Raw genomic sequence first — 23,960 nt, 5'->3', positions numbered from 1 at the left:
TGCCGGGACGGGGCGGCGCCACCGCCATCGGACCGTAACGGACGCATCCGTCCGCTTAGCTAAAGTGAGAAGCAATGACCGCTCGTTTGCCTCACACTGTGCGCTCCGACGCCCGCGACAACCGAGCCCGCATCCTGGACGCTGCCCGCGCTGTGTTCGGCGAGGAGGGCCTGAGTGCGCCCATGCGCGAGGTCGCCCGGCACGCCGACGTCGGCCCTGCCACGCTGTACCGGCACTTCCCGACCAAGCGTGACCTGATCGTGGAAACCTTCGCCGAGCAACGGCGAGCCTGCCACGCCCTCGTCCGCGACGCGCTCGCGGACTCCGACCCGTGGCACGGATTCGGGAGCCTGGTCGAGCGGATCTTCGAACTCCACGCCTACAGCCGGGGCTTCGCCGACGCCTTCATGACGGCATTCCCCGAGGCCATGGATTTCACAGCCGACCGAGAGCGGACCCTGCGCGCGGTCGCCGAACTGGCCCGCCGCGCCCAGAAAACCGGACAACTGCGCCCCGGCTTCGTCATCGACGACCTGATGCTGATGCTCATGGCCCACCGGGGTGTCCAAGACGCGCCGCGTGCCGCCCGGCTCACTGCCTCCCGCCGCTTCGCCGCCTACGTGATCGAGGCGTTCCGTGCCGTACCAGAGACGGGAGCGCCTGCGCCGCTGCCGCCGGCTCCACGCCTGCAGGCAGCAGAGCACCAAGGGTGGAATCCGGATCAAGCCCATCTGTGATCGTTGGCGTCCATGACCGAGGAGCCGCGCTCGGTGTAGGCGAGCCGGCCGCGGGGCAAGGCCACGGTCTTGCCGGTGCCAAGCGCTGTGTCGAGCATGCGGGCGTCCTCGGGGATCGATGTCACCTCGGGGCGAACCTCATAGAGGCGTCTTCGACGCAGCGCAGTTCGTTCAACGCCGCCTGCCGACCTGTGTCGACGGCTGCGCGGAGCAAGTCTGGGCGCCGTTCGGTACGGCCGATCTTCGCGCTGCCCATCGGCGGGCGGATCTGCAAGGTCGCGGGGTGCGACGCCAGAAGCCCCTCTTCCTCCGCTCTGATGGCCTCGCGGCGCAGCCATGTCTCGCGGGCTCCTGGTGCGCGCCGGGCGAACCATCGCGACAACAACAGGCGTTCGCCTCGGGACGGAGCCGACGCGGTCTCGTCAATACGTCGAGTGCGAAGCGCGACGACGTGCGTGGCCCTCTGAGCCAGTGCCGTCCGTACGGGGATCGCCTCGCTCACCCCGGCGTCGACGAACGGCCGCCCGTCGATCTCGATCGGCTCGCCTGCGAGAAGTGGCATCGCACTCGACGCGCGGAGTGCGGCCTGCAAGCTTGCTTGGTCACGGATCTGCTCGTGCAGATCGACGGCCTGGCCTGTGAGGGCGTCTGTGGCGATCGGGTGGAATTCAACGGTGCTGTCGAGGATCTCCTGAAACCCCATCGGCAAGATCTCGGTGTACACGGTGTGGACGAGGAAACGAGTGTCCACGACCGGCCGCCGGAGCAGTGCGCGCCTTGGGTCGATGGTCGTCCGCATGATGATCGGATCCCACCATGCGTGCATGCTGCTTTCTGCGCGACCACACAGCAGCCACGCTGCGTTCAGCGCTCCCGCGGAACTGCCGTAGACGGCATCGAACATCGGCAACAGCCCCAGTTGTTCGATGGCAATCGTCATACCGCTCGAGTACGCACCACGAGAGCTTCCGCCTTCGACCAGTAGTACCAGGCGCGCGTCGTCGCTGCGATTTCCGGGAGCACTTCCTTGTTGCTTGCGGTCACGTAGCAACTGAAGGACAGTGGCGGTCACCGTTCCACCTTCTTTTCTTGTGTGACGCCGAGATCGGCGGCGAGCAGTGAGAGTCGGGTTCCATCCGTGGTGACGAGGAGCGGCATTCTCGGTTCCTTTCACGACTTGAGGGAACGTCGCCATCCTGCGCGCTTGGTGGACACGGATGCGACTACCTGGCAGGTACTCGTTCTGGCGCGTGCCGCCCCGGCTATCGTGACGTCTCGTGACACCTACGAACGTCGGTCACCTGATCCGCCGGCAACGGGGACTGGCCCGGCGTAGCCAGATGGATCTGGCGCATGAGATCGGCATCTCGCCCCGCCACCTGAGCTTCGTCGAGCTGGGCAAGTCGAAGCCGAGTCCCGACGTGCTGATGAAGATCGCCCAGCATCTGGATCTGCCGCTGCGGGAGCGGAACGACTGGCTTCTGGCGGCCGGATACGCTCCCCGCTATCCGGAAACGCCCCTGACCGAGTCGGCTCTTTCCCGGGTCCGGGCCTCGTTGCAGGCCCTGCTGGACACGCACGACCCGTTCCCCGGCATCGCAATCGACAGGCAGTGGAATGTGCAGCTCAGCAACCACGCTGCGCGCCGACTGGTCTCCGGCATCTCCGAGGAAGTGCTCGGCGTGCCGGCCAACGTTTTCCGTATGGCCCTGCACCCCGCCGGACTCGCCGGCCGTACCAGAAACTTCCCGCAATGGTCCGCCTACCTGCTGCGCCGGCTCGACCGGGCCGTGGTGCGGACCCAAGACCCCTGCCTTGCGGCACTCGCCGACGAGATCGCGACCTGGCCCGCAATCCCGGAACGCCACACGTGGAGCAGCCTTTTTCCAGACGAAGCGGACGACCCGGTCTTGTCATGGCGGCTGGAGCTCGACGGCGAGGAAGTGTCGATGTTCACCGTCCTGAGCACATTCGGGACCCCGATGGACGTCACCCTGTCCGACCTGTCAATCGAGCTGTTCTTTCCTGCCGACGAGCAAACCGAGACCATCCTGCGCCGCCACGCTTGAGTCGACTTCGAGGCGAACGCCCACGAGCCTGCACTCCTTGTCGGCACCCGGGCGCTGTGTACGGCGAGCGCCACGGCGCCCGCCGCCCTGATTCCGGAGCAGGCTCCAGTGGCCAGCCGGCATTCCCGGCGGATGTCGGACCCGTGCGCGAGGATGGGGCGGGTTACCGGACGAGGGGGCAAACATGATCGCGAAGCTGAAGACGGTCGCGTTCGACGCCAGGGACATCAAGGCGCTGGCCGACTTCTACGCCGCGCTGGCTGGCTGGAAGCAGTCATACGAAGAAGAGGAATGGATCACGATGCTGACCGACGACGGTTGGCGCATCGCGTTCCAACTCGCTCCGGACCACGTGCCGCCGCGGTGGCCCGACCCGACCGCACCGCAGCAGGCCCACCTCGACCTGCGCGTACCGGACATCGACACGGCAGCCGACCGCGCCGTCGATCTCGGCGCCTCCCTGCTGCGCCGCAACGAGCGGTGGCACACGCTCGCCGATCCGGCCGGGCACCCGTTCGACCTGTGCCTCAAGGAGGACGACCCGAACACCACACTGATGGGCGTGATGCTGGACGTGCCCGACGCGGCGGCGGCCAGCGACTTCTACTTCAAGCTGACCGGTAAGCCGGTGACGTTCCTGGACGCGGACATGGGGGTCGCGATGATCGGCGAGGACGGCCGGCAGCCGATCCTGTTCCAGCAGATCGAGGACTACCGCGCGCCGCAGTGGCCGGATCCGGCCCACCCGCAGCAGGCCCACCTCGACCTGCTGGTCGACGAGTCCGAGATCGACGCGGCGGAGCGGGCGGCCCTGGCCATCGGCGCGACGAGGCTGCTCGGCGAGGGCGACAACTGGCGGGTCTACGCCGACCCGTTCGGCAAGCCGTTCTGCTTCACCTGGTGACCGGCGACGTCGCGACCGACGACCGACTGTCGACCCGCCCTCGTCATCGTCAGACCTGCTGATGTGCTTGTCGATCGCATCCGTGATCGCCTTGTCCGCGGCCCCGGACCGCGTGCTGGCTCTGCGTCAGCGTCCCCGCGCTGCGCTGCGACCTGGGAGCCGGTCGCAGCGCGAGCGCCACGCAGGGCATCGCCGTAGGTACACCGCGCCGTACCGAACCAACTCGTCGGCCATCGGCACACCGCGCCAGGTCGCTCGGGCCGCCGGCTCCAATCGCGGCACGGCGCCTCCGGTGCTCTCCGGGTTGGTGCCGTCCACTCTGCCCGTGCGTCAGTGCCCTCGCGCCGGGCACGGGATCAAGCGACGACTTCGTCCGCGAGAAAACTGAATACGAGCAGATCGTGCATGCCGTCATGTCCGCGCTGCGCCTGTCGCAACGTGCCCTCGTAGGTGAATCCGGCCTTGGCCGCGACACGCTGGGACGCCTCATTCTCGAGAGTGGTGCGTAGCTCCACCCGATGGAGGCCCAGTGAGAAAGCCCAACGCGTAACCGCGCGAACCGCCTCGGGTGCGATGCCCTGTCCGCGAGACTTGGGACCCACGCCGTAGCCCACTTGAGTGATCCCGGTGTTCCAGTCGGTTCCATGCAGGCTGATCCCGCCGACCAGTTCGCCGTCCTTGGTGAAGATCGCTAGCTGCACGCCCTTGCCGGAGCGTCGCAATCCATGAACGCCGTCAGCGAGCCACTCCTTGACTTCCTCAACAGCAGAGGGACAGCCCGGCGGAAGGGCACTAGACGCATCCCCGTTCATGACGAGCGCGGCTACCTGGTCATGATCGACTGGTTTGTGTGGCCGTACCACAAGGCGCTCGGTCTCCAACCGAACGGGAACATCGAAGGTGGTCACGCACACTCCTCACTGGACAAACGCGCCTTGTGACGCTTTGCCGCGCGACCATACACGGGGCCACACCATCGACGGCAAGGCATTTATCCCTGCACCCGCCGCCCCATCGACCGGGGCAGGCGAGAGGTCTGTACGGAGTTCGTGTTTCGTCGGGTGGTGTTGCCCATGGTCCGCCCGCAGAGAGCGGCCGGTGCCGAGCCGGTCGTTCAGTGGCCGCCGTGCACGCCCAGGTGCGTCATGCCGAAGCTGTGGTCGTACTTGACGCCGTACTTCATGAGGCGGTCGAGGCCGAGGTGGAGCAAGCCGACGGCACCGGCGACGGTGAGCGCGCCGATGTGCCATCCGGCTCCCGCGGCGAGCAGTGCCAGCGGCAGTGGCGCAGTGTGCGTGAGGTTGTAGGTCCAGGCGCCCACCTGCCGGCCTGCGAGGTAGGCGAGCCAGGACAGGTCGGGGACGAGGACCAGCGCCGGGATCAGCCACCAGGAATGCCCGGTGGTGGCGAAGATGACGAGAGCGGCTCCTGCGACGGCCAGACCTTCGATCCGCAGCCAGGTCAGTGGTCGGCCATTGACCACGCCCGGCGTTCCAGAGGTGGCGTCGGGCGAGGCCAGGGCTGGGGTCTTCGCGTCAGCGGGCGGCTTCGTGGTCCCCAGGAGTGGGTCGGCGGCGGTCATGGCGGTCCTTCTTCGGGGGCGTGGAGTGGTCAGGGCTGGTCGGACCGCAGGCCGGCGATCAGGGTGTCGACGAGGAAGCGGTAGCTGCGGGAGACCTCGCGGGGCAGTCCGAAGCCACCGGCGCTTTCGAGGCTGACGAAGCCGTGAAGCGCCGAACGCAGCGTGCGGGCGGCGTCGATGGCGCGGGCGTCGCTCAGTCCGAAACCGGAGAGGACGTCAAGGAGGATCTGCAAGGCCTCGTCGCTGGCGCTGCGGTCTTCCTCGTCATCGGCTGCGGGTGCACGGACGGTGGCGACGTAGCGCCCGGGGTGGTCGAGGGCCCAGCGGCGGTAGGCGTCGGCGATGGCGTGGACCGCGTCCGGGCCGGACCGGCCGGCGGCTGCCCGGGCCAGTGTGTTCCCGAGTTCGCGTTTGGCCTGGACGGAGATGCCGTGCCGGAGCGCCTCCAGGGAGTCGATGTGTTTGTAGAGGGACGGCGTCCGCACACCGACCCGCTCGGCCAGCAGACCCATGGTCAGGCCCGCGAAGCCGACCTCGTCGGCGAGCGCCGCGCCGGCCGCGACGACCGCCGCCGCGTCCAGGCCGGCCCTAGGCACGGACGGAGCCCAGGAACGACTGCACCATGGTGACCACCTGTGAGGGGAATTGGACGTGCGGGTAGTGCCCCGCGCCGGGAATCATTTCAAGGCGCCCCAGACCGGACGGCAGCGCGGCCACGATCGCCTCGCCCTCGGCCTGCGGCGAGGCCCAGTCGGGGTCGAGCGTGCCTTCCACGACCAGCACCGGGCACCGGACGTTGCCCAGTTGGGCGTCGGCGTCCACGGGAGCGGACCGGCCCATCATCTGCAGAGCCTTCATCCGGCCCGGCTCGCGCATCATCGCTTCGATCCGGTCGAGGCGCGCGTTCCAGTCCGCCGGCTTCGGCCCGGGGTACGCGATGTCCAGGTACTTCTTCCAGAGCCGGACGCTGCCGAACAGGCCGGTGCCGAGCAAGCGGAACGTGCCGCGACGATAGCGGGTCACCCGCAGGTCGCCGAGCGAGATCTGCTGTTTGCGGGTGAAGGGCGCCAGCTCGACCACCGCGGTGATCAGCGACGGGGCCTTCGCCGCGGCGATCGTGGCGGCGCCGCCTGAGAAGGAGTGGCCGACCAGCACCGCCGGGCCACCCAGGTGGTTCACCAGGGCGATCAGGTCATCCGCGATGTCCGTACGCGTATAGGACGCCCACCCCACGCTGGACTCACCGCAGCCCCGCAGGTCCACGGCGGCGACCCGGTATCCGGCCGCCGCCAGGGCCGGTGCGGCGAAGCGGTATGCCTCGCGGCTGTCGCCAATGCCGTGGGCGAGCACGAGGAGCGGCCCGGAATCGCCGGTCACCTCGTAGGCGAGGGTGCCACCGTCGATGGTCAGGTACTCGGTCATTGCAATCTCCAATTGGCTAACTTCGTTAGCTTTAAGCTAATCCAATTAGCCAAGCCTGTCAACGTCGATCTGACGTGCACCGGGATCGACACAGAGGCGCCCCGCGCGGTGCCGCTCGCGTCGAGCGCCTCGGCCACCACGTACTCGTGCACGCCTTGGGTCTGCGGCATGGTCTCGAAGCCGAAGCGGGCCGCCTCGGCCGAGCCCGCGAGCGCGTTCGGGCCGGTTCCCGACCGGGTCCGCCACTCGACCGCGGGACGCATCCCGTCACCCGCTCCACGAGCAAAGACCCAGGTCAGGGACACGATTCCCATTAGAGCCTTGATCTCTTTGGGGCTACTCGCGTGCCAGATTAGTTCGATGAGTGGCGGATCATCACCGTCGTCACTCGCCACCATCGCCTGACAGCTGACGAAGGCAGAGAAGATGACCACGCAGACCCACCACGTCGACCACGAACTCATTCAGGCCGCAGCACATGTCGCTCGCACTCGCTGCCGGGGTGACAACCACACCGTGGCAGCCGCAGCCCGTGCCCAGGACGGCCGGATCATCACCGCGGTGAACGCCTACCACTTCACGGGAGGACCCTGCGCCGAACTGGTCCTCATCGGCACGGCAGCCGCCCAGGGCGCCTACGAGCTGAACACGATCGTCGCCGTGGGCGACCGCGACCGAGGCATCGTCCCCCCATGCGGCCGCTGCCGTCAGGTCCTTCTCGACTACTTCCCCGACCTCAAGGTCATCGTCGGCAATGACGACCGCACCCGAACGGTCCTCATCACCGATTTGCTACCCGAAAGCTACGTCTGGGCCGACCACCAGCTCGACGCCGAGTAAACCGCGCCACTCAGCACGGGCTGACACCGTCAGCCGACAACAGGGCGAACGTCGCCTGATGCCGCAACCCACCCCGTCACCCGAGGCCGGCACCACCATGAAGGAAGATCACCCCCTCTTAGAATTCGTCCTGATATGTCAGACTTGTCCACCGCCTGAGGCTGGACGGCGGAACGGGGCCATGTGGAGCTGCGCGACATCGAGATCTTCCTGACCCTGGCGGAGGAGCTGCACTTCGGCCGCGCGGCCGAACGCCTGCACGTGTCCGTGGCCCGCATCAGCCAAGCCATCAAGAAGCAGGAACGGGCCATCGGCGTCGACCTCTTCGCCCGCAACAGCCGCAATGTACGGCTCACGCCGATCGGCGAGCAGCTCCGCGACGACCTGCGCCAGCTACACCAGGGACTGACGCAGAGCCTGGAGCGGGCCCGGCTGGCCGCCAGAGGCAAGACCGGCACACTCCGAGTGAGCCTGTTCCCCGCCAACGTCTTGGAGCTGCGCCGGTACTTCGAGAGCTTCCGGTCCCGCCACCCGCAGTGGGAGCTGCGCCTGCGGACGGCGACGTTCACCGACCCGTTCGCCCAGTTGCGGAACGGGGATGTCGACATCCTGGTCACCTGGCTGCCCGTCGAGGAGCCCGACCTGACCATGGGCCCCCTGCTCTTCGCAGACCGGCGAGTGCTGGCCGTATCGAACGAGCACGTTCTTGCCCGACGGTCCACGGCCTCCGTGGAGGCGGTCAGCGACTATCAGCACCTCAGTGTCGATGCGGTGCCGGGTTACTGGTTCGACCGTTATGTTCCGGAGCGCACCCCCGGGGGCCGGCTCATCGAGCGCGGCGCCCACGTGAACAACATCGAGGACATCTTCCTGCACACGGTCCTGGGAGAGACCGTCACGCTCTTCCCGGTCCACGTGGCCCGATACTTTCCCCGCCCCGACATCCTCTACCTGCCCGTCCGCGACATGGAGGCGCTGCCGTACGGCCTGGTGTGGCACAGCGAGTCGGAGAACGAGCTCATCCGCGCCTTCGCCCGCGTCGTCCGCGAGCTGGGGCCGCTACCCGACTGAATCGTCAACTGCGGGGTTAACGACCGTTGCGATAGTCGCCGTTGTTCCCCGCGCCGCCGGGCTCGATGCTTGATCCATCCGAGAAATCAAGCAGCTCAGGGAGCCGGACATGTCTCTACCTGACACCGCGGCAGACGTGCAGTGAACATCGTCTCCTCCGCGGTGTCCCTGAAGGTCACCGATCCAGCTACCTCCAGCCGGTTCTTCACCACCCACCTGGGATTCCGCGAGGTCCTCATCGGCGAGGAGTTCGCGGCACTGGGCCGTGACGACGCCGCCGTCGACCTCGTCCTGGTACGGCACGACCCCGAGACGGACCCGCCCGGCTTCGGACCAACGGGTGTGATCGTGTCGTTCGCGGTCACCGGCATCGCAGCCGAGTACGAGCGGCTGCAGAACGAGGGGGCCGGCATCTCCGTCCCGCTCTACCGGGAGCCCTGGGGCGAGCTGGCGATGCGGCTGGTCGACCCCAACGGCGTGGTCGTCCAGCTCACCGAATGGGTGCCGCCGGCAGGCGCCTGATCCACCCCCTGGGATGGCGCTTGGACGGCGCCACTCTCAGTCGATCACTTTATGTACACGAAAGAGCGCTGAACGTATGCAACCGCATCCCCGCAGATGGCCGCTGTGTCGTGTCAGCGGCCGTGTCAGTACGGCAACGGCCCGGTATCAGAGCGGTCGGCGATGGTGAATGCCATGAACGGTTCAGACATTGCGGCCTAGGCAGACCCATGCGTCGCTCCTCGAAGTCGTGAGCGAGAGGCCGGGGCGGATCTTGAAGATCGAACACTGTACGCAAGGAGATTCATGATGGGAACAAGCAACAGCGGCTTCTCCGAAACAGGGCTGCGCCGACTGCGCCAGGTGCTGGCGCGGCATGTCGAGTCTGGGAAGATCCCTGGCCTGGTCGCCCTGGTCAGCCGGGGCGGTCAGACGCACGTCGAGGCGCTCGGCACGATGCAGCATGACGGTGGCGCGCCGATGCGGCGGGACACGATCTTCCGGATGGCCTCCACGTCCAAGCCGGTCTCGATCGCGGCGGCGATGGTGTTGCTGGATGAGTGTCGGCTGCGGCTGGATGACGTGGTGGATGCGTGGCTGCCGGAGCTTGCCGACCGGCAGGTGCTGACGCGGCCCGACGGCCCGCTGGACGACACCGTGCCGGCGCGGCGGCCGATCACCGTACGGGACGTGCTGACCTCTACCTTCGGGCTCGGCATAGACTTCACGGCGCTGGGCCGGCCGATCATGAACACGGTCTTCGAGCAGGGGCTCACGCCCAACCTGCCGGTGGAGGTGCCCGAGCCGGATGAGTGGATGCGCCGCCTGGGCGAGCTGCCGCTGATGTACCAGCCCGGCGAGCAGTGGCAGTACCACATCAGCAGCGACCTGGTCGGCGTGCTGGTGGCCCGGGTCAGTGGCCAGTCGTTCGAGGAGTTCCTGCGCGAGCGCATCTTCGAGCCGCTGGGCATGAAGGACACCGGCTTCCACGTGCCCGCCGACAAGATCGACCGGCTGCCCACCCTGTACGCCCCCGACCCAGCCACCGGCGAGTTCCTCGCCTGGGACGAGCCCAAGGGCGGACGGTGGAGCCGGCCGCCGGCGTTCCAGGGCGGCGGCGGCGGGCTGGTCTCCACCGCCGATGACTACCACGCCTACTTCCAGATGCTGCTCAACGGCGGCACCCACCAGGGCAAGCGGATCCTGTCCCGGGCTGCGGTCGAGCTGATGACCACCAACCGGCTCACGCCCGAGCAGAACGCCGCGCGCACCGCCCTGGCCACCGGCAACGTGCACATCTCTTTCGGTCAGGGGCAGCAGGGCGGCTGGGGCATGGGGATGGCGGTGCGCACCTACCGCGGCGACTACGCGCCGATCGGCCAGTTCGGCTGGGACGGCGGCAGCGGCACCTCGGCCTACGCCGATCCGGCCAACCAGCTCACCGGCATCCTGCTCTGCCAGCTCGGGTATTCCGTGCCGAGTCCGGCGCACCTGATGAACGACTTCTGGACCACGCTCTACCAGGCGCTCGACGACTGACACCGAGCCCGCGCCTGGTACACCCAGCCCTCAATCCACGGCACCCGACGGTCAGCCCCTGGCGGCCGAACCGTCGACGATTCCGCGCGGGGTCGGGCCTGGCCCCTGTCGGCCTCAGGCCGGGTCGCCGAGGGTGCGATCCCCTCGGGCGGCCCGACCTGAGCAGTCGAGACACCCCTGGCACCACCAGGACCGCATTCCATCCCCCGTCCGTTCAACTGCATTTCGTAGCAGATTCAAAGGAGCACACCCCATGTCCGTCACCCTTACCGACCAGGACAAGCTCACCCTGCGGACCGCCGCCTACGGCGCCGTCACGCTGATGTCCGCCGCCGATGCCGCCGGCAAGCCCCACAAGGCCGCAACCGAAGGCTCCATCGCCCTGACCTCCGCCACCGGGCTGGTCGGGCACGTGCTCGCCGAGTATCCAAAGGACATGAAGCTGGACAGCAAGTCCGTAGCCGCGATCGCCGACCAGGTGCTGCCAGCCCTGACGGCGGCCATGAGCCTGCTCAACAAGCAGGATCCGGCAGAGGCCGACAACTTCCGCAGCACCGTCATCGTCGCCGTCGAAGCAGCCGCCCGCACCCATCAGGGCCAGCCCAGCCCCACCCTGGCCGAGATGACCCGCAAGATCACCGCAGCGCTCGACGCCGCTTGATGGGATGTCGACCTCTTGTCACGGGGCCCGCTCCGGACCCCGCGACACGGCGGCGTGACGGATTCGCTTGACCTCGATGCATGGCGGTCAGCGGTTGGCGTGACACCGAGACCTCGTGCCACGTCACCCGTGCCAAGCGAGAAGGCCCAGGTCAGAGGATGATTCTCGGTCTGGGCCTTGATCTTTTTCGGGGGCCGAGGCGCCGCACGATGATCGGCCAGGTTGCGCGGGGAGAACCCGACCCTTGAGGTCCAAACCGAACATTCCACTAGAAGATCGCCTTTATGCCACAATCAACCCACCCAATCCGTGGGAGTTGAAATTTGAGAGCAACGCTACGGCCGGTGGTGGATCCATCGCTGCCCGCCGCTGACCGCGGGCTACTGGAATCGGCTGTGGGTGAGCTCACCCCTGCGGGTGCGCCCCCTCCGACCGCCCCGCGCTGGGGAGGCCGTACTCGAGGTGATGCCGTAGCCGCTGTTCAGCTGGCGACGCTGTGCGGCTTCCTGCCGGTCGTAGGCGCGTCATTCCTACTGGGGCGGGTGGGGCTGGCGCTCGGAACGATCGCTCAGGCCGGACTGCTGTCCGTCTGGTGGTGGGGAGGCCTGGGGTACTTCCTGCTGGCGGGGACGGTTCTCCAAGCCGCGAGCTGGGTGTTGATCTTCATTCTCGGTTGCGGGGAGGATGAGAAGGCCGAGTTGGCCAGGCGCCATCACGGCCGCTACTACGTCGACGCCGACTTCGGCACTTCGCGCTTGCGGCCGTTCGTCGGGGTCTCCTTGCTGGCGCAGATGCAGCGGGCGCAGGCCTCCATCACCACTGTCGTCGCGTCCGAGGTCAACGCGGCAGGGCTGCTGGACGACACGGCCAACGCGGTGACCCTGCCTCAGCAGGAATGGGAGATCGCACAGGCACTGGCCGAGCTCACCCGAATAGCGAGACAGGTACGGAAGACCCTGGGAGACGGCAAGCCCAGCCCTCAAGTGACGGAGATCCTCGAACCTCAGCGGCAGGCGCTGAAGACGTCGGCCGATGCGCTGGTGCTGCGAGTGAACGCCTTGGAGCGGTACGCGCAATACGCCCAGAGCGCCGACGAGGCGTACCGCGAGTGGCGGAGGGTGCAAGAACTCGAGGAACTCAACGACGACACCCGCGACATTCTCGCGCGCACCGTGCGTGACGAACTCGCGGTCGCCGAGATCGATGAACTCGCCGAACGGAGCGGGCTGCTGCAGCTGCGCCGTACGGTCGAGGAAGCACGGCAGGCGGGGCAGGGGCTTGCCCTTCCCACCGCAGAGCGGGCGTGAGGACGGGCATGGACACAACCAGGACGTTCTCCGCCGCCGGGCGGCGGACCTTCGGTCGCGTTCCCGCGGGGCTACGCGTCGCCGGAGGCCTGCTGACGCTGTTGCAGATCTTCGTGGGTGCCGCTCTGATTCTCGGGCCGGCGATAGCCGATGACACCCCCGGACAGCGGGCCGGCTCGATTGCCGACGACAAAGGGACTGACGGTGATGTCGAGATCACGTACCTGATCACTGGTGACAGGCGCACCGCCGACGTCTCGTACCAAACCCCGCACGGCCAGGAGAGCAAGGACGGCGCCGCACTGCCGTTCCGGGTGACGTTCCGGTTCCACCGGGAGGATTACACCTCTGTGCAGGTTGAGAACCTCTGGCGTAACGGCGCAGGGAAAGTCATGTGCACAGTCCTGGCCAACGGTGTGGTCGTACAGCAGTCCTCCGAGTTCGGGGACAACGCCACCGCCAGCTGCGGCGGTTCCACCGGCGAGTACAAGCCGCTGCCCGGTGCGACGGTGCCCCCGACCACGGCTCCATCCGGGATTCTCCCGGGCGAGGTCCGGCTCACCAAGGTCGTCGCAGTCAAGCGTTACGGTGGCACCGGCTCACCTGTCGTGCGGCGGGTCACCGATCCCGATGCGCATCTGTCCTACGCGGAACTGGGCGGTGCGTGGAACGACAGTCGCCGGACCGACCCCCAGCTGGACGGGTTCAGCCGCCAGCAGAGCTTCGACACGGAACCGAAATGGCAGGCGCTCATTGCCTCCGGAGCGGTGGACGGGGATCTCATGGATCAGGCCACCGGACGGGATCGGTTGCGCGTATTGACCTCGGCCGTGCAGGACAGCCGGCAGATCTACAACTTCGACGAAAGCGTGCGGGGCCGTGATATCGCCTCCCAACCGATCAAGGTGAGCGGCCGGCCGGGCTGGGTGATCGTCCGTGAGATGCATTTCGACAAGCCCGGAGTCCAGGCGAAGATGGATCTGTCGGCCGTCATCGTGGTCGACACCGGCCGCGTGCGGCCCTCCTATCTCTGGGTCGACCTGCCCGAATCCCACAAGAAGCTCTGGCCGGACATCAACACCATGATCAGCTCTCTGCGCGTGGCCTGAATGACGCGCGCGGTCGACCTTCTCCTAGGCGGCGAGCGGGAGGCGGAGGACGAAGCGGGCGCCGGTGGGGTGGTCGGCGGCGTACAGGTGACCGCCGTAGCTCTGGGCGATCTCGCGGGCGATGGGCAGGCCGAGACCCGAGCCGCCGGGGTCCTGGCGATAGGCGTCGTCCAGGCGCAAGAGCCGCTCGAAGACTCTTTCGCGGTCGGCCGGGGCGATGCCGGGTCCGTTGTCGATGACTTCCAGGACCGCGTCGGGCGGATCGGCCGCGACGACGATGTCGATCGTGGTCCTGGTGTGCCGTTCAGCGTTGGCGAGCAGATTGTTCAGCAGCCGGACCAGCCGGATCCGGGAGGCGCACACCAGCACCCGCTGGTCGAGCTGGGCGGCAACGGTGGTGGTCAGAGTCCGGCGTTCCAATTCGTCCATCACAAGGTCGGCCAGGTCGACCAGCTCGGTGGCGACGGGTGTCGCGGCGTCCAGGCGAGCGAGTTCGAGCAGATCGGCGACGATGTCGTTGAGCCTCTCGCAGCCCAGCATCAACTTGCGCAGGATCTGGTGCGGGTCGGAATCCGGTTCTGAGATTGCGACCTCGAGCTCGGTCAACAGCCCGGTGATCGGGCTGCGAAGATCGTGGGAGGCGTCGAAGACAAACCGCCGCTGCCGTTCGAAAGCCGCTTGCAGGGCCGACATGGTCTCGCGCTGTTGCCTGTGTGTCCGCTGGAGCCGTTCGTTGAGGTCATGGAGTTCACGGGCGCGAACGTAGACGTCGGATCTCATCGCCTCCAGCTCCGCCTGCGCCCCCGTGACGCCGCCTTCGCCGGACCGCTTCAACTGCCGGAGGAACTCAGTGACGTCCTCAGTACGGAGAACGATCAATTTCACCTTGCCGTCCGGGCCGAGGACGGGCACGTTGATCGTGCTCCAGTACCGCTCCTCGTACACCCCCGGTCTGCCGCTGACCTCGATGTCGTAGCGCTGCAACGCCATGTAGTCCCGTTCCCCCGTGGCCAGCACCCGGGCCAGCGAGGCGCGCAGAGCCTCCGCCCCTTCCTCGTTGGGGTTGTCGGGAGCGTTGGGATTGCTGGGGAAGACGATGAAGAAGGAGCGGCCGACCAGGTCGGCCTCGCTCCCACCGGTCAGCTTCAGGAATGAGTCATTGGCCGCCAGCATGACGAAGTCCGGCGTGAGCACCAGCAACGGGGCCGCGAGCGCCTTGAACACCGCCCTGAAGTCGACCTCTCGGTCCATCACTCTCCGCCTCGCCTCAACTCCTATACGTACAAAGCTAGGTGAGCGGAAGAAAGCCCAGACCACCGGCCCGGTTCACCCGCCTAGCGCCATGTCGATCATCCTTATGCGCATACGCGCGATCGCACGATCTCAGTCCTTGGCCGCGTGCAGATAGACCGTGGCCGCATTCGTGCTGGAGCGGCCCATACGGGCGGGTCATCAGCTCCTTGAGCTGTCCTGGCGGTAACTCCATGATCGAGATCAACCGATTCTGAGACTGCCACCGCGTGGCCGTACGGCCGCCAGGCCCGCTCTCGCTCCGCAGTGCCGGGCGGGCGTCCCGGAGCAGGGCGGTGTACTCGAGGCCGGCGATCGCTCCAGGCCCAGCGGCATCCACTCCTTGCCACTCCTCCAGCCTGCCGCTGAACCCCTCAAGGACGTCGTCGACCAGCCCTCGCGCTCGCCATCGATCATGCGGAGTCGTGTGTCAGCGGCCGTGTCAGCACGACAACGGCCCGGCATCAGAGCGGTCGGCGATGGTGGATGCCATGAACGGTTCAGCGATTGCAGCCGTCCGTTCAATTGGATTCCCACCAGATTTGAGGAGCACCACCATGTCCATCACCCTTACCGACCAGGACACGTTCACCCTGCGGACCGCCGCGTGGGGCGCCGTCTCGCTGATGGCCGCCGCCGCTGTCGCCGGGTCGCCCCACAAGGCCGCAACCGAAGGCGCCATCGCCCTGGCCTCCGCGACCGGCCTGGTCGGGCACGTGCTCACCAAGGCGCCCAAGGGCCTGAACAGCAAGTCCACCGCCGCACTCGCCGACAAGGTGCTGCCGGCCCTGACGGCGGCCATGAACCTGCTGAAGAAGCAGGCTCCGGCAGAGGCCGACAACTTCCGCAGCACCGTCATCGTCTCCATCGAAGCATCCGCCCGGCCTCAGAAGGGCGAGCCCAGCCCCACCATGGCGGAGATGGCCCGCAAGATCACCGGAGCCCTCGACGCCGCTTGATCCGATGTCGACCTGCGCAGCTACAGCTCGTCACGGGGTCCCTCTCCGGACCCCGTGACACGGCGGCGGGTCGGAGCAGGGGAAGGGGCCGAGCATCAATTCATCGACTGCCTGCATTACGTCCGCAAGCGCGCCTAGGCGTACTGCCCTGTGATCAACAGCGTTGCGCTCGGTGTGCCATTCGCCGACTGATCATGGGCTGAGGTCGTGCCTGAGGCGAGGCGTGCGCGCCGCGCAGGAGACCAGGTGTTCCAGCCGTCAGCTTTTATCCGGGCAGTCGGCCTCAGTCCAGGTGGCCGTCAGGTCTCGGCAGGTCACCATGATTGTTCCTGGCCGCAACGCGATCTCATGAGTGCATCCGCGCGGGTGCGGAAGTATTTCGTCGAGGATGACTACGTCGGGACGTCCGGCGGCCTCGGACATGTCCAGTGCGTACGCGGACACACCGAGGTAGCGGATGGTCAGGTCTTCCTCATGCTTCCAACAGTTATGCCGGAAGCCGAGTTCCATCCACCGCTCTTCGCCCTCCTCGCCGAAGCGAATTCGTTCGAGAGCCAGATCCTTCGTGCATCGTTGACTGTAAAAGTCGTAGTGCTCAGCAGCCATCGCGAACGTCCGAGCGCCTACAGGCAGCAGAGCACCGAATGTGTGGAGCTGTTGGAGGTACTCAGAGGGATCGAGCACCCCTTCGATGCCATTGATCGTGGCATTGAGATTGACGTACTTCATGCCTGATGACCAATCGCTCAGGTGGCGAGTGCGGCCAGGACGTCAGAGCTCCCGGTCTTCGGCCAGGTTCTCCCACGCCAACTCCCGGAACGCCGGCAGCGCATCCTCCCCGACCGGCAGCGAGACGTCGGCCTGAAACCACGCCACGACGAGCACGGATTCGCAGAGAACGGAGTCGCTGTCCTCACTCACCGGCGACGCGCTGAAGACACCCACACAGCTCACGGCCGGCAACACCTCAACCGGCCCGAAGTGGCCGGGCTGTGTGTCCGGGTAGGTCCGCGGCGGGTCGATGAGGTGGAACGGCATCGACGGGTAGTGCGTTCGCGCCCAACCGCCGAGTCCCGAAATGACTCTGTCGTTCAACCGGGCGCACGGGTAACCCTCCAACAACCCGCCGTAGGTGGAAGAGAGCTCGACGGTCGACAGCGCAAGCTTCCTTCCCGAGGCGAGCTGAACGTACGCCGGGCCATGGAACCGACTTCCTGTGAGGAGACACCGCAACAGCGCGCTCTCACCAGCGGCGCCATACGTGGTCATTTGCCTCGCAATCGAACCACCATGCGGACAGCAGCGGCTACTCGTTAACCGAGCCGTAGACGTCATGCAATGGGGTAGGCGTCTTCACGATCGGCTGCCGGCACGGCAAGCGTAAGAACGCCTGGGCTACGCACGGCCGCGTACACATCGAGGACGGGCGTGCTCCTGGAATCAAGGGCGCCTACGGTGTCGCCACGCGATCGACTTCGCAAGCCCTCGACATGGCGGCCTCACTCTGGGGATCGGCAGCCACGAGGCATCCCGCCCGCCATCGCCCCGGTGAAGTTGCCGCGCTACGTTGGTTCGAGCCAAATACCCGCCACCACCTGCGGAAACGACTTGCCGACTGCGCATACACGGCTACGCGGACCGTTCTTGCGTGTCCCGCTGTGTGTCGCCTTGTAGCGCCGCGGAACGGTGGGTTGCGGGATCGGGCAGGTTGAGCCCGGGCTGCGGCGATCACTCGCCGCCGTTCGGAATGACAAGGAAATCAGCACGACCGGAGACGCGGTCCCCCATACCCCCAGCAGCATTGCCCGGCCGATGGGTCCGTCCCGCACCTCGCTCTTCTCGGCTCTGAACGCTTTGGGGGGCGAATTGACAATCCCAGGGTGGAAGGCAAGGCAAGGAGGAACATGACGTCAGACGCAGAACTGATCGGCAGATCGCTCGCTGGCGACGGGGAAGCCTTCGTGGAGGTGATCTGCCGCCACGAGGGTGCAGTCGGGGCCTACCTCTCGCGGCGAGTGGGGCGTGAGGCGGCCGAAGACCTGCTCGGCGATGTATGGGTGGCGGCCTTCGAGTCGCGGAGGACCTATGACCAAGCGTTCCCCGAGGCGCGGCCGTGGCTGTACGGGGTGGCGCTGAACACGCTGCGGCGTTACTGGCGGTCCCGGCCGGCCGAGGATCTGGTGCCGGACGTGACGAGCATGGCGAACGGGTGGGATCCATGGCCGGCGGTGGACGCCCGCGTGGACACTCAGGCGGTGCTCCGGGCGGCCCTGGCCAAGCTCAGGCAGGAAGAACGAGAAGTGCTGACCCTGGTCGCCTGGGAGGACCTGACCGCCGCCGAGGCCGCGCGGGTGCTCCGGATGCCGGCCGGGACGGCACGCCGCCTGCTGCATCAGGCCCGGATGGCGCTGCGGAACGCGCCGGAAGTGGCCGCGCTATTGACCGATCTCAACAGTGTGAAGGAGAGCAAGTGATCGTGGACGAGATGGACCTGGTCAGTCAGCTGAAGGAGGCCGCACCCCTGCGGCCCGAGGCGTACGAGCGGGCGCGGATGACGCTGCGGGGGGCGATGACCGAGTCCGGGCCCGCACCGGTGCAGGAGATGGCTCCAGTGCTTGACGCGGCTCCGGCGCGGAGAAAGAGACTTTCCGGGCCGCGTAACCGCCGCGTGGGCATTCTGGGCAAGATCACCATCGGCGCCGGCATCGGCGCGCTCGCCGCGGCGACGGCCATCGTGCTCGTCGCTCCGTCGACGCCCCGGCCCGCGGCGCCGACCGGGTCGACCTCCCAGGCACCGGCGGCCAACATCAAGCTGGTGTCCCTGGCGACCGACATCAACGCAAGTGACGGCTCGCTGTCGGGAGACGCGTCGCTGGTCGTCAACACCCAGGCCATTGTCGGCAGATCGCCATATGTCACGTACAGCCTGTACACCGACAGCGGCGAGTACTACGTGACGGACACCCAGAACGCCCTCCCGGGAGCGATCGCGGGTCACGACAACCTCGCCGAGGACGTGAACGCCCGTGAGGTGGCGGCGGCGCGCTACGCGGCGACCGGCAACCTCGACACCGCCCGGAAGCAGATGATCAACGCCACGCCCAACCCGTTCGGGCTGGGCCTCAGCCCCGCCGAGCAGAAGGCGGCGTGGGACAAGGCCCTGGCCGAGGAGGCACGCATCCTGCAGCAGAAGGGGGTCAAGACCCCGCCGAAGCGGCCCACCGGCAAGGCCCTGCAGGGTCTCATCAACAACCACCTCTGGACCAACGCCGTTGACGCGCTGGCCCGGGGGGCGGCCAACCCGAAGATCCGGGCGGGCGTGCTCCGCCTGATTTCCACCATTCCGGACGTCACCGTCAAGGATTCGACGACCGGCGGGCAGCCCACGCTGACCCTCACGGCGGGATCGGCACTGTTTCAGGGCAGCGCCGAGCAGGTGCTGACGATCAACGCCAAGACCGGGATGCCGATCCGCTCCGCGGTGGGTGCCCCGGGGAAGAAGCCGGATTCCGTGACCACCTTCAAGGCGTCCCGGGTATCGGTGGCCGACGTCAAGGCCGGCAAGTTCTGATCCCACCCGACGCCCCGGAACTCAGCCGGGCTTGACCGTACGGGCCGCCCTTACCGGGGGCGGGCGGCCCGTACGGTCGCGTCGTTGTCCCGCCATCCACCTGGGACAAAGCGCTAAGGCAGGTCTGCGCGCGAGGCCTGGAGGTGTTCCCCTGCGCGGCCACCCGGGGACGCTACGCGGTATCCGCCGGCCGATTCCCAACGTCATACGGGTAGTGACCGTAGTGCCGTTGACGCATCCGCTCTAGGTACCCGATGGCCGTCATGGAAAGCCCGGCAAACATGGCCATCACTGCACCCACAGCCAGAGAATTCCAGGTCAGGGCGTATGGGGCACCCAAAATAGCTGCGATCATCACGAAGAAAGCCTCGACACCGCCGACGCTCAGACCAGCGATCAACCCGATCTGAAGAGATCTTGCCATGGACACAGCCTCCCATCGCCTCCGGCAGGGGCACTCCGGCTCCGGCGTGATCAGGCGAATCGTACGCGGCGTGCCCCACGTACTTCCCCCAACTGACGGCGCGGGTTCGATTCCCGCCACCGCTCTACACACAAAAGGCCCAGGTCAGCCGATGCATTCGGGACCTCGGCTTCGATCTTTCTCGAGCTTGTGGCCGACCGCGGTGGCCGTCACCGGGTCGAGGTGGCCACGCGCACGCCCAGGGCAATGAGAACGGCGCCGCTGACAGCCTCCAGGCGACGACGGATGACCGGCCGGCGGAACCAGGTTCCGGCACGGCCCACCGCGGCCGCCAGGGTGAGATAAAGGGCGGTCTCGATCGCCACCTGTGCCAGCGCCAGCAGGGCGGTGGTGGCGAACAGTGGCCGGTTCGATGGCACGAACTGCGGATAGAAGGCGATCATGAATACTGCGGCTTTCGGGTTCGCGAGCATCACCACGATGCCCTCGCCGAAGGCCGCCCACCAGCCCCGCGCGCGGCGCAACGGCGCCTCTTCAACGACCTCCGGCGTCGATTCGACCCCACGGCTGCGCCAGGCTGTACGCCAGGCCTTCACCCCGAGATACAGCAGAAACAGCCCACCGATCACCCGGAGAACGACGAAGGCCACCTCCGAGGCGGCGACCAAGGCGGCCAGTCCTCCCGCAGCGCACAGCGCCCAGACATACAGACCCGCCTCCAACCCCAGCACCGTGGGCACGGCTCCGGTGAAGCCACGCAGCGCGGCACGACGGAAGATCAATGCCATCGCAGGCCCCGGCGAGGCCGAGATCAGCACGACGGCGACCACGAAGGCGGGCAAAGAGGCGACCAGGTCCATACGGTGATCGTGCCAGCACACATTTCACGAGCTCAATATGTTTGCCTACGCGGAGGTCCCAAGCTGACCGCGCGGGTTCGATTCCCGTCATCCGCCACGAGTGAGGGTGCCGGCCACCAAATGGAAGCGTCTGACATTCTGTGCGAATGCGACAGGTCACCGTGCTTGGCAGTTGCGGCGCTTTTCCGGAACCCGGCCGTGCCTGCAGTGGTTTCGCGGTGGACTGGGATGGCTACCGCTTGGTGCTCGACCTCGGATACGCCACGCTGCCACGGCTGCTCACGCACTGGCCAGACGGTGCCGTAGACGCCGTCGTCATCACCCACGAGCATCCCGACCACTGCGTCGACCTGCACGGGCTGTTCCGGATGCGGTTCTACGGTGACTCCAATGGACCGCGACTGCCGTTGTACTGCCCGCCGGGCGTGCTCGACCGCATCAGCGGCCTGGAACCCGATGTCGACCTGGAAACGGTCTTCGAAGTGCATTCACTGCCCGGCAGCTACCAGGTGGGACCGTTCGACCTGATCGGACTGTCGCTCCCGCACTACGTGCCCAATGCAGGTGTCCGCCTACAGGCCGACGGGATCACCTTGGCCTACTCCGGGGACACCGGCCCGACCCCCGCGCTGGCCGAACTCGGCCGCGACGCCGACCTGTTCATCGTCGAGGCCACCGACCGCGACGGCGAGACCAGCCGCCTCGAACGCAATCTCCTGACCTCCACCGAGGCCGGTCACTGGGCCCGCCGGGCGGGCGCCCGCCGGCTGATGCTCACCCACTTCTGGCCAGGCAACGACCGGGCTGCCTCAGTCGCCGCCGCTCAACTGGCGTTCGACGGGGATGTGCTGGCCGCCGAGGAAGACCTCACCGTCACGCTCGGGACAACAGATCACTGAAGGCTGCCCACACCCCCACTCGCCATGCCGTCCGACACGTCGTACGCGCGATGACGACGTCCGACTCGAACCAGCCGCCGCGGTGCCCGACTCTGGTCGACGACGAAGCCGTCACTGGACATCACAGACGGGCCCGATGGGGCAGCCGGTGAGCCCGGACACGACCGTCGCGATGGGCGGCGATCAGCAGGTCACGCCCGGCCCATGTCAGCGCGGTCACGGCGGCCCCGCCGTCCATGGTGCGGGCTGGGCGCAGCCGCGCCTTGGGCAGCCCCGACGTGGCATGCCACAGGGCGATGGTGCCGTCGTGGCCACCGCTGGCCAGATGCCCGGCCGAGCCGGGGCGCCAGGTCAGGGCGGTGATGGTCTCGTGAGCGCTCAGCGAGCGGGGCGCGGTGCCGGCCGGGCCCTTGCCGGAGAAGTCCCACACGGTCACGTCCGGAGCGCCGTCGGCGGCGAGCCAGGTACCGGTGTCGTCGAAGGCGAGGCGGGAGACCTTCTCCGGATAGCCGGACATCGTCAGCTCGGATCCGTCACGGGTACGCCAGATGTGGATGGAGGCGTCCTGGTTGCCGCTGCAGATCCACCGGCCGGTGGAGGAGATGGCCAGCGCCAGGTGCGAGCCGACGTAGGGATAGGTGACCACCGGCGTACGGCTGTGCCGTTCGTAGCAGCGGACCGCGCCGTAGGCGGCCACGGCCAGGCGGCGGCCGTTGCGCATCCACGCCACATCGGTGACGGTGCTGGCAGCGGGTTCAGTGGACCACAACTCCCCGCCGTCCGAATCGAGAACCAGGGCACGCCGGCCGGACGTGATCGCGACCCGCCCCTCGTCGGCCCATGTCGCCCTCGATGACCAGGCGCCGGTGTCGGAGACGGTCGTGAGGCCGTCGTCGCGTCTCCACAGCGCGTGTCCGAAGGGACCGGCGGCCGCCAGATGCCGCGCATCGGGGGCCAGGGCCACGTCCAGCAGCCCTCCCGGCAGGTCGAGTGCCCTGGTCGTGGCGCCGGTGGCCATGTCCAGCACCCAGACCGTGCCCTCGGCCCCGGCGACGGCGACGAGGTCGCCCTGGGCGCTGAGCGCGACGGGTGCGTCGTCGACGGCGACATCCCAGGCGGTGTCGAGATCGGCGGACGTGATGCCGCTCATGCAGCGGTCCCCACGGTGGTCAGGCAGTCGGCGAAGGCGCGCTCCAGCGCCTCCCGGTCGAGGTTGCGGCCGATGAACACGAGCCGGTTCCGGCGGGCCTCGTTCTCCCGCCAGTCCCGCCCGAACTCTCCGTCCAGCAGCATGTGCACTCCCTGGAAGACGTACTGCCGGGGTTCTCCCTCGATGGCGAGGATGCCCTTGGAACGGAAGATGTCGGCGCCCCTGGTGCGCAGCAGGTTTCCCAGCCACCGGTTGAGCCGGTCCTCATCCACCTCGCCCGGCACGTCGATGCCGACCGAGGTGACGGTGGAGTCGTGCTGGTGCTCGGTCTCGGTGAGGAAGGCCGGGTCGTCCTTCAGCACCCGGTCCAGGTCGAACGCGCCGACGTCCAGGACCCGGCGGAGGTCGATCTCGGCGTGCCGGGCGGGGATGATCTCCACCGGGGCGTTGACGGCGCGGATGCGGGACACGACCTCGTCGATGGTCTCCTGGCGTACGAGGTCGGTCTTGTTGAGCACGACGCGGTCGGCGAAGGCGATCTGTTCCACGGCCTCGTTCTCCACCCCCTCGGGTTTCTCCTCGTCGAGGTGCCGCAGCACGTGGGCCGCGTCGACCAGCGTGACGATGGCGTCCAAGCGCAACTGGGCGGCGATCTCGTCGTCCATGAAGAAGGTCTGGGCGACGGGCGCCGGGTCGGCCAGACCGGTGGTCTCGATCAGGATGTGGTCGAACCTGTCTCGCTTGCGCATGAGAGCACCGAGGATGCGGATGAGATCGCCGCGAACCGTGCAGCAGATGCATCCGTTGTTCATCTCGAAGATCTCTTCCTCGGCGTCCAGCACGAGGGCGTCATCGATGCCGACCTCGCCGAACTCGTTCTCGATGACGGCGATCCGCAGGCCGTGCTGCTCGGTGAGGATGCGGTTGACCAGCGTCGTCTTGCCCGAACCGAGAAATCCGGTCAGGACGGTGACGGGAACGCGGCCGTCCCCCGCATCGGCGGGTTGCGGAGCGGAGGTGGATTCGCTCATGAGGTCAGACTCCTTCTGGTACGGAGGGGCGGTT

27 protein-coding genes are annotated in these 23,960 nt (G+C 67.5%); 14 read left to right on the top strand and 13 right to left on the bottom strand.

All coding sequences use genetic code 11. From position 1 onward, the window contains the following. Positions 1–74 precede the first annotated feature (74 nt). On the top strand, positions 75–737 hold the full coding sequence (locus Pph01_RS23090; RefSeq protein ID WP_239116939.1) for a TetR/AcrR family transcriptional regulator: 663 nt from the start codon (positions 75–77) through the stop codon (positions 735–737). A 121-nt stretch (positions 738–858) separates the two neighbouring features. Here the strand turns inward: Pph01_RS23090 and Pph01_RS23085 are convergent, their stop codons facing one another. Further along, a complete protein-coding gene (locus Pph01_RS23085) occupies positions 859–1,809 on the bottom strand; it encodes a patatin-like phospholipase family protein (RefSeq protein ID WP_204075234.1) in 951 nt (316 codons plus the stop codon). A gap of 205 nt (positions 1,810–2,014) precedes the next feature. On the opposite strand from Pph01_RS23085, the gene Pph01_RS23080 reads away from it, so the two are divergent. After that, a complete protein-coding gene (locus tag Pph01_RS23080; RefSeq protein ID WP_204075233.1) occupies positions 2,015–2,806 on the top strand; it encodes a helix-turn-helix domain-containing protein in 792 nt (263 codons plus the stop codon). 184 nt (positions 2,807–2,990) lie between these two features. Continuing rightward, positions 2,991–3,710, top strand: coding sequence for a VOC family protein (locus Pph01_RS23075; RefSeq protein ID WP_204075232.1), 720 nt, complete (start codon positions 2,991–2,993; stop codon positions 3,708–3,710). 356 nt (positions 3,711–4,066) lie between these two features. Here Pph01_RS23075 and Pph01_RS23070 read toward each other — a convergent pair whose 3' ends face one another. The 5 genes from Pph01_RS23070 to Pph01_RS23050 all read right to left on the bottom strand — a co-directional run bounded on the left by Pph01_RS23070 (position 4,067) and on the right by Pph01_RS23050 (position 7,148). Continuing rightward, complete coding sequence (locus tag Pph01_RS23070; protein ID WP_204075231.1) at positions 4,067–4,618, bottom strand: GNAT family N-acetyltransferase; 552 nt, start codon at positions 4,616–4,618, stop codon at positions 4,067–4,069. A 206-nt stretch (positions 4,619–4,824) separates the two neighbouring features. Continuing rightward, entirely contained in the window at positions 4,825–5,292 is a 468-nt protein-coding gene (locus tag Pph01_RS23065; RefSeq protein ID WP_204075230.1) for a DUF4260 domain-containing protein, read from the bottom strand. A 29-nt stretch (positions 5,293–5,321) separates the two neighbouring features. Then, positions 5,322–5,888 carry a TetR/AcrR family transcriptional regulator gene (locus tag Pph01_RS23060; RefSeq protein ID WP_204075229.1) on the bottom strand — a complete coding sequence of 189 codons (567 nt, stop codon included), beginning with the start codon at positions 5,886–5,888 and terminating at the stop codon, positions 5,322–5,324. Beyond that, positions 5,881–6,714: an alpha/beta fold hydrolase gene (locus Pph01_RS23055; protein ID WP_204075228.1), complete on the bottom strand. Its 834-nt coding sequence runs from the start codon at positions 6,712–6,714 to the stop codon at positions 5,881–5,883. The genes Pph01_RS23060 and Pph01_RS23055 overlap by 8 nt, the downstream gene beginning before the upstream one ends. Beyond that, positions 6,711–7,148: a hypothetical protein gene (locus Pph01_RS23050; RefSeq protein ID WP_204075227.1), complete on the bottom strand. Its 438-nt coding sequence runs from the start codon at positions 7,146–7,148 to the stop codon at positions 6,711–6,713. The genes Pph01_RS23055 and Pph01_RS23050 overlap by 4 nt, the downstream gene beginning before the upstream one ends. Between Pph01_RS23050 and Pph01_RS23045 the strand changes: the two genes are divergently transcribed. The 7 genes from Pph01_RS23045 (at position 7,141) to Pph01_RS23015 (ending at position 13,742) form a co-directional block, all read left to right on the top strand. Beyond that, complete coding sequence (locus tag Pph01_RS23045) at positions 7,141–7,554, top strand: cytidine deaminase family protein (protein WP_204075226.1); 414 nt, start codon at positions 7,141–7,143, stop codon at positions 7,552–7,554. The two genes, Pph01_RS23050 and Pph01_RS23045, sit on opposite strands and share 8 nt — an antisense overlap. A 183-nt stretch (positions 7,555–7,737) precedes the next feature. Further along, the gene (locus tag Pph01_RS23040; RefSeq protein WP_204075225.1) at positions 7,738–8,625 is read left to right on the top strand and encodes a LysR family transcriptional regulator; all 888 of its coding nucleotides are present in this window, start codon (positions 7,738–7,740) and stop codon (positions 8,623–8,625) included. A 141-nt stretch (positions 8,626–8,766) separates the two neighbouring features. Next, a complete protein-coding gene (locus tag Pph01_RS23035) occupies positions 8,767–9,147 on the top strand; it encodes a VOC family protein (RefSeq protein WP_204075224.1) in 381 nt (126 codons plus the stop codon). A 285-nt stretch (positions 9,148–9,432) separates the two neighbouring features. Beyond that, positions 9,433–10,665, top strand: coding sequence for a serine hydrolase domain-containing protein (locus tag Pph01_RS23030; RefSeq protein WP_239116938.1), 1,233 nt, complete (start codon positions 9,433–9,435; stop codon positions 10,663–10,665). Positions 10,666–10,918: 253 nt separating this feature from the next. Continuing rightward, the gene (locus Pph01_RS23025; RefSeq protein ID WP_204075223.1) at positions 10,919–11,326 is read left to right on the top strand and encodes a hypothetical protein; all 408 of its coding nucleotides are present in this window, start codon (positions 10,919–10,921) and stop codon (positions 11,324–11,326) included. 542 nt (positions 11,327–11,868) lie between these two features. Further along, complete coding sequence (locus Pph01_RS23020) at positions 11,869–12,633, top strand: hypothetical protein (protein ID WP_204075222.1); 765 nt, start codon at positions 11,869–11,871, stop codon at positions 12,631–12,633. A gap of 101 nt (positions 12,634–12,734) precedes the next feature. Further along, complete coding sequence (locus tag Pph01_RS23015) at positions 12,735–13,742, top strand: hypothetical protein (RefSeq protein ID WP_204075221.1); 1,008 nt, start codon at positions 12,735–12,737, stop codon at positions 13,740–13,742. A gap of 24 nt (positions 13,743–13,766) precedes the next feature. On the opposite strand, the gene Pph01_RS23010 is transcribed toward Pph01_RS23015, so the two are convergent. Next, complete coding sequence (locus Pph01_RS23010; protein WP_204075220.1) at positions 13,767–14,993, bottom strand: PAS domain-containing sensor histidine kinase; 1,227 nt, start codon at positions 14,991–14,993, stop codon at positions 13,767–13,769. A 596-nt stretch (positions 14,994–15,589) separates the two neighbouring features. On the opposite strand from Pph01_RS23010, the gene Pph01_RS23005 reads away from it, so the two are divergent. Continuing rightward, positions 15,590–15,991, top strand: a complete 402-nt coding sequence (locus Pph01_RS23005) for a hypothetical protein (protein WP_204075219.1) — start codon at positions 15,590–15,592, stop codon at positions 15,989–15,991. 258 nt (positions 15,992–16,249) lie between these two features. On the opposite strand, the gene Pph01_RS23000 is transcribed toward Pph01_RS23005, so the two are convergent. Both Pph01_RS23000 and Pph01_RS22995 read right to left on the bottom strand, forming a co-directional pair. Then, entirely contained in the window at positions 16,250–16,720 is a 471-nt protein-coding gene (locus Pph01_RS23000) for a hypothetical protein (RefSeq protein ID WP_204075218.1), read from the bottom strand. Positions 16,721–16,762: 42 nt separating this feature from the next. Continuing rightward, positions 16,763–17,260, bottom strand: coding sequence for a hypothetical protein (locus tag Pph01_RS22995; protein WP_204075217.1), 498 nt, complete (start codon positions 17,258–17,260; stop codon positions 16,763–16,765). A gap of 635 nt (positions 17,261–17,895) precedes the next feature. On the opposite strand from Pph01_RS22995, the gene Pph01_RS22990 reads away from it, so the two are divergent. Both Pph01_RS22990 and Pph01_RS22985 read left to right on the top strand, forming a co-directional pair. Further along, complete coding sequence (locus Pph01_RS22990; protein WP_204075216.1) at positions 17,896–18,465, top strand: RNA polymerase sigma factor; 570 nt, start codon at positions 17,896–17,898, stop codon at positions 18,463–18,465. Continuing rightward, positions 18,462–19,562, top strand: a complete 1,101-nt coding sequence (locus Pph01_RS22985) for a hypothetical protein (protein ID WP_204075215.1) — start codon at positions 18,462–18,464, stop codon at positions 19,560–19,562. Before Pph01_RS22990 ends, Pph01_RS22985 begins: the two co-directional genes overlap by 4 nt. A gap of 172 nt (positions 19,563–19,734) precedes the next feature. On the opposite strand, the gene Pph01_RS22980 is transcribed toward Pph01_RS22985, so the two are convergent. Beyond that, positions 19,735–19,986, bottom strand: a complete 252-nt coding sequence (locus Pph01_RS22980) for a hypothetical protein (protein ID WP_204075214.1) — start codon at positions 19,984–19,986, stop codon at positions 19,735–19,737. 209 nt (positions 19,987–20,195) lie between these two features. After that, a complete protein-coding gene (locus Pph01_RS22975; RefSeq protein WP_204075213.1) occupies positions 20,196–20,846 on the bottom strand; it encodes a LysE family translocator in 651 nt (216 codons plus the stop codon). A 146-nt stretch (positions 20,847–20,992) separates the two neighbouring features. Here Pph01_RS22975 and Pph01_RS22970 point away from each other — a divergent pair, with 146 nt between their 5' ends. Further along, positions 20,993–21,745 (top strand): MBL fold metallo-hydrolase, encoded by a 753-nt coding sequence (locus Pph01_RS22970; protein WP_486357940.1) that lies wholly within the window; start codon positions 20,993–20,995, stop codon positions 21,743–21,745. Positions 21,746–21,866: 121 nt separating this feature from the next. Here the strand turns inward: Pph01_RS22970 and Pph01_RS22965 are convergent, their stop codons facing one another. Together Pph01_RS22965 and Pph01_RS22960 are read right to left on the bottom strand one after the other, a co-directional pair. Beyond that, the gene (locus Pph01_RS22965) at positions 21,867–22,895 is read right to left on the bottom strand and encodes a WD40 repeat domain-containing protein (RefSeq protein WP_204075211.1); all 1,029 of its coding nucleotides are present in this window, start codon (positions 22,893–22,895) and stop codon (positions 21,867–21,869) included. Continuing rightward, complete coding sequence (locus Pph01_RS22960; protein WP_204075210.1) at positions 22,892–23,926, bottom strand: CobW family GTP-binding protein; 1,035 nt, start codon at positions 23,924–23,926, stop codon at positions 22,892–22,894. Before Pph01_RS22960 ends, Pph01_RS22965 begins: the two co-directional genes overlap by 4 nt. Positions 23,927–23,960 lie beyond the last annotated feature (34 nt).

The sequence above is a fragment of the Planotetraspora phitsanulokensis genome (assembly GCF_016863295.1).
Taxonomy (GTDB): domain Bacteria; phylum Actinomycetota; class Actinomycetes; order Streptosporangiales; family Streptosporangiaceae; genus Planotetraspora; species Planotetraspora phitsanulokensis.
Note: the sequence above shows the minus strand (reverse complement) of the source record. Positions and strands in the feature narration are given on the sequence as shown.